The sequence below is a fragment of the Kitasatospora sp. NPDC057500 genome, assembly GCF_042802195.1.
Classification (GTDB): Bacteria; Actinomycetota; Actinomycetes; order Streptomycetales; family Streptomycetaceae; genus Kitasatospora.
Map to the genome: position 1 here is coordinate 1 of NZ_JBHVER010000343.1, position 5,008 is coordinate 5,008.

The following is a 5,008-nucleotide window of genomic DNA, read 5'->3' on the forward strand; positions in this document are numbered from 1 at the left end:
GTTCCGGCCCGCACTCCGCGGGCCGGAACCGGCGGGCCGGGCCGACGGGTCAGGGCCGGATCCCCGTGGGCCGGGTCGGCTAGCGGGCGCCGAAGTCGGCGTTCCAGGAGGCCGCGCCCACGTGGGAGAGGCCGACCTCGGTGTAGTCGCCGATCATGATGTTGAAGTGCAGGGAGGACCGGACCCACCCGTCGAAGGCGGCATCGACGGTGGTGGGACCGTAGAAGGCGATCTCGCCCCAGCCCCGCGTCCAGTTGTAGCCGAGGCTCTTGGCGATGGCGGCCGAGTCGCAGAAGTGGCCGGAGACGCGCCGCTGGTCCATCTGGCCGGCGTTGCACTGGGCGGCCCGGGCGAGCGTCGGGTCGAGCCGCACCGGCGCCTTGCCGTACTGGGCGCGCAGCTCGTTGAGGCGCTGGAGGAAGCGCTGCTCGGCGGAGGACGGCGGGGGGACGTCGTTGACCGGCACCAGGTCGAACCGCTGGGCCGCGCCGCCGTCGCAGGTCTCGACGGTGACCTCGCGGTCCAGGCCGTGGTAGGTCAGGCAGCGGTTGTCCCGGGCGTTGTGCACGTACGTTCCGCCCTCGCCGGCGTTCTCCAGCGTCCACTGCTGGTTGTCGCCCGCCCACCAGTGGATGAACTGGGTGGTCCGGCCGTCGTTGAGGTCCATCTCGATCACGCGCTCGGTGCCGTCGACGGAGCGGGTGAAGTCGACCCGGCCGCCCGGCTTGTTGGAGATCCAGAACCGGGTGGAGGCGTCCTGGTAGCCGCGTGCGACGATCCGGGAGGCCTCGCCGTCCGCACTGGCCAGCGCGTGGTGGTTCCGGTGGTCCTGGATCGTGATCAGCTGCTCGACCACGGCCGTCGCCGCGGCGTTCGCGGGCACGGCCTCGGCCGGCGCGGCGGCCAGGGCGAGCCCGCTCGCGGATATCGTGCACGCGGTGAGGGCCAGCCTCGCCAGCCGGGCACCGGGGCCGGCGGTCCGGGCGGAAGTGTCTGACACGGGGTTCTCCTTCGGCTCGAAGACCCGCGGCCGGTTGCGGCGGCGGGCACGAGCAGAACACCAGGAGGGTGTCGACAGACCGTCAGCGATCGGTGGACGCGCGGGCGGCCACCGGGTCGGTGACGCCGCCGGGCGAGGCCTCGCCGCCGATGTCCCAGCCGGCGAGCGCGGCCGCCAGCTGGTAGACGGACTCGTAGAAGTCGAGGACCGCGGCGCGCGGGTCCGGGCCGGCGCGCACCTCGTCGTAGTCCAGGACCGCCAGATGGCCGCCGTTGCGCTCGACCCAGCGGGCGGCGGCGGGGCGGAGCGGGTGGTCGGCGAGGCCCGCGGGTTCGGGCGCCGCGTAGGAGTAGAAGGCCGGCCCGGGGAAGGCGTCGTCGCCGAACCAGAAGCCGGCGCTGATGACCTCGCGGGAGTACGCCTCCCGGGTCACCGGGTCGATGCTCGCGGGCTGGTCGATCGCGCGGCCGGAGAAGCGGGTGACGGCGATGTCGAAGGTGTGCCAGAAGTGGTGCACCGGGCTGATCTTCCCGCAGAACCGGGCGGCCGACTCCTCCAGGACCAGGTTGACCTGCCCGAGCACCTGCCAGTAGCGGTTCACCCAGAACGGGTCGTAGGCGGCGTGCTCGGTGTCCTCGGTGAACGGCCGGCCGGCGTCCGGAAGGTCGAACGGGTGCGGGCGCGCGAGGGCCACCGGCACGCCGACCGCGGCGAGGGCGTCCAGCGTCTGCCGGTAGAACGAGGCCACCGACTGCCCGGTGAGCGGGAAGGACACCGTGCGGCCGTCCGACGAGCAGACCACCAGCCGGTGGTCGACGAAGTCGAAGTCCACGCAGAACGTCCCGCCCCCGTCCCCCACGGCCATCGGCCGGGTGGTGATGCCGCGCCCGGTGAGGTAGTAGGGGACGTTCCACCAGTGGTTGCGCCGCACGCTGCGCGCCAGCCGGATCTTCCCGACTACCTGGGCGAACCGGTGCACCGTCGCCTTGGAGTCCTGCCACCGCGCGAGCGGAATCGGAGGGAACAGCTCCATGGGCCCACGCTAGGCCCGCTGGGACGCTCCCGCATCCGCACCGGGTGCGCCCGCACAGCGGCCGGCGTTCCGGGACCGCCACCAGTCGGATGCGCGGCGAGCGGATGCGGTCGTCGGCCGGGCCCCGGGCGGTGGGCTTCCCGCGCAGGGCCGCTCCCCGGACCGCTCAGGAGCCGACCGGCTCGTTGGGGAGGTCCTTGCCCTCGGCGAGCAGCCGCAGCGTGGTGATCGAGGGGGTGAAGGCGTAGAGCGCGCCCGTGGTGCGGACGAAGCGCTTCATGTCGACCGTGCCGCGGGTGCCGTCCTCCAGCTCGATCGAAGCCTTGCCGGCGAGGCCGGTGACCTTGTCGAAACCGTTGGCGACCGCCTGGCCGGGATCGCCCTTCCCCGGGGGGAACGTGTCGGAGTTGGACCAGCGCCGCTGGACCAGTTCGAACTGCTGCTCCAGCGAGGTGCCGTAGCAGACGAACATCAGCCCGCGGTCCCGGCTGTCGTTCGGACTGCCGTCGAACTCGGGTCCGTACGGGATGCCCCGGCGCATCAGGCGGTGGCTCTTCGGCTTGTCGTCGACGATGCCGGCGAAGGCACGCGGATGGGTGCGGCGGATGTGCGCGACCCAGGGGGTGTGCAGGCCGGTGGGGTCGTTCACGTAGTCGAAGTCGTTGCGGTCCGAGCCGAGGCCGGTCACGGCGCTGCACGGAGGAGCGAGCGGCGTGCCGTCCTTGGCCCGGCCGACCAGACAGGCGCCGAGCCGGGTGGCGTCCATGGTCCCGGTGAACTGCTCGACGCCGTCCACCACGGCCGCGTTCCAGCCGGCGACGTCCTGGTGGAGGCGGCGCACCACCTGGAGGGAGCCGTTCTTCATCCACGCCGGCGCCTCGCGGTCGCCCTTCTCGCTCCTGTGACCGAAGACGAACTCGCCGGGTTCGATCAGCTCGGCCCCGGCGCGGTTGTCGCGGAAGCCCTTGCGGCCGGCGTCCTCGCGGTGGAAGTCCTTGACGCCGGGCTGGGAGATGCCGTCCTTGTAGCCGAAGTGCTCGTGGCCCTTCAGGTCGCCCGTCAGGGTGCGGCCCTCGTCGACGTGGACGCGGGTGATCCGGTGGGTCTGCTCGACCGCGTCGAGGTTCCTCAGCTTCTCCTTCAGCAGTTCCTCGGTGTCCGCGGCGACGATGAGGACCGCGTGCACGACCGCGTCGCCGCTCCCGGCCCCGAACAGCCAGTGCTCGGGGGCGCTCTCACCGGTGTCCCCGAGATCCTCGGCCCGCGCGGCCGCGCCCTCGCGGAACGCCTTGAAGGCGACGAGGTCCTTCTCCACCTGGTCGGGCTTGCCGGCGACGGCCAGCAGGCCCTCGAAGGTGAGGGAGACCCCGCACCGGACGGCGGCGATCGAAGGATCCCGGCCGAAGGCCCGGCGGGCCAGCGAGTACTGCTCGTTGAAGTCCTCCGTCTCGCTGGTCGTCGCGACGGTGTTGAGGATCGCGGAGAGCCAGCCGCGGCCCCTGTCCGCGTCCGGGAAGCGCAGGTAGCGGAAGTCCGTGAAGTCCTTGTTGAAGGCGGCCAGGATGTTGCCCTGGATGTCGGTGGACCCGCGCAGCTCCGGCTGGGGCAGCTGCTCGACGGATGGGACGGCCGTGGGACGGATGGGGGTCGTGGTCACGGTGGGACTCCTCGCGAGGTGGCGGCCGGCGGCAAATTCGTACACGCATGATGCGATCACGGAAAGTGTCGGACCGGATACTCCAAGCAGGCTCTCCGCCACCGCGGACCCTGTCAAACGGAGGTCGACCCCCACGATGGGCCATCGGGCCCGCCCGCCGCCTCCGCCGAACGGGCGGGAACCGGCGCGGCCCCGACGGGTGGCGACGGCCCGCCCGCCGCCCACAGGGTCAGACTGTCGGTGCGCGTTCACGCGCAAGAGTGAAGGCGGTACCCATACAGGCCACCTCGACACGGGTCTCGCCCGGTGGAGGGGCAGGGGTTGCCGTGCGCGTTCCGATCAGCGGATTCGGCAGGGTCGCCGCGGTGGTGGCGGGGGCAGGATCGTCGCCACCCGCGCCGGCCCGGCCCCGAAGGCCAACGTCGTGGACTTCCCGCGCACCGACGGCGCCCGAGGTGCCCGTCAGCCGTCGGGTTCACGGGTGGCCCTGGAGCGCGCGGGGGCCCGGACGTTCTCCGACAGGAAGCGCTCCTCGCCGGTGCGGTCCAGCTGCGTCGCGACGTAGTGTCCGGCGGCGTCGCGGCGCGGTCGACGAAGCCCTCGTGGCCGAGGTCGCGGTCAGGCCCGGGGAGGCGGCGCAGAATCCGGCGGCGGCACTTCCGGTGCCGCCGAGAAAGCCGCGGCGGGAGAATTCACGGCGCATTCCCGGGACCCGCTTCGCCGATTCGGAGAGGCTTTCGGCGCGCACTGCCGGCGCACACTGCCAGGGGGCCGGAGGGGCGAGGATGCCACGCGAATCAAGGTGCGGGTGCGCGGGCGAGATTCGGCCGTTCGCGCCACATGTCCAACGCGGGGACCCCGCCCGGAGTTCCCGTGCGTAGGTCGACCGGTCCGATCCGATCACTCCCGTCCGGTGTATCTGGCCGTACCGCACCGGACACCGGTTTTCGGCCACCGCCGACCGGGGACGGCTACGGCAGAACACCGAACCGGGAGGCAGTCATGGCCTATCAGTACACGGTCGTCACTCCGCACGGCGATGTCCACCTGGAGACCGAGCACCACCACAGCGCGTTCAGCAGCCTCGAAGAATTCCTGGAGCACCACAAGCAGACGATCGCGGCCGCGGTCAGCGTCGGCACCCTCGCGGTCAGCACCCTGGGCCTCTACCTCTCCCACTTCCGGGGCGGCCCCCGCCTCCGGTAACCCCACCGCCCCGACGACCTACAGGGCCGCGGTCCCGCTCCCGGACACGGAGCGGGACCCCCGGGCCTGCGGATAGCGGGGCCGCCCGGCGGGCGGCCAGACGGCGGATAAG

4 protein-coding genes are annotated in these 5,008 nt (G+C 72.5%); 1 reads left to right on the top strand and 3 read right to left on the bottom strand.

All coding sequences use genetic code 11. From position 1 onward, the window contains the following. Positions 1-79: 79 nt before the first annotated feature. From ACFU74_RS35980 to ACFU74_RS35990, 3 genes are all read right to left on the bottom strand, one after another. On the bottom strand, positions 80-1,000 hold the full coding sequence (locus ACFU74_RS35980) for a CAP domain-containing protein (RefSeq protein ID WP_380764340.1): 921 nt from the start codon (positions 998-1,000) through the stop codon (positions 80-82). A gap of 82 nt (positions 1,001-1,082) precedes the next feature. After that, positions 1,083-2,033, bottom strand: a complete 951-nt coding sequence (locus tag ACFU74_RS35985; protein WP_380764341.1) for a DUF5996 family protein — start codon at positions 2,031-2,033, stop codon at positions 1,083-1,085. A 166-nt stretch (positions 2,034-2,199) separates the two neighbouring features. Beyond that, a complete protein-coding gene (locus ACFU74_RS35990) occupies positions 2,200-3,690 on the bottom strand; it encodes a Dyp-type peroxidase (RefSeq protein WP_380764342.1) in 1,491 nt (496 codons plus the stop codon). A 1,002-nt stretch (positions 3,691-4,692) separates the two neighbouring features. Here ACFU74_RS35990 and ACFU74_RS35995 point away from each other — a divergent pair. Next, positions 4,693-4,896, top strand: a complete 204-nt coding sequence (locus ACFU74_RS35995) for a hypothetical protein (protein WP_380764343.1) — start codon at positions 4,693-4,695, stop codon at positions 4,894-4,896. Positions 4,897-5,008 lie beyond the last annotated feature (112 nt).

Excerpts from the sequence above, each read along its gene's own strand:
- ACFU74_RS35985 (WP_380764341.1), bottom strand. The coding sequence starts at position 2,033 with ATGGAGCTGTTCCCTCCGATTCCGCTCGCGCGGTGGCAGGACTCCAAG.
- ACFU74_RS35995 (WP_380764343.1), top strand. The coding sequence starts at position 4,693 with ATGGCCTATCAGTACACGGTCGTCACTCCGCACGGCGATGTCCACCTG.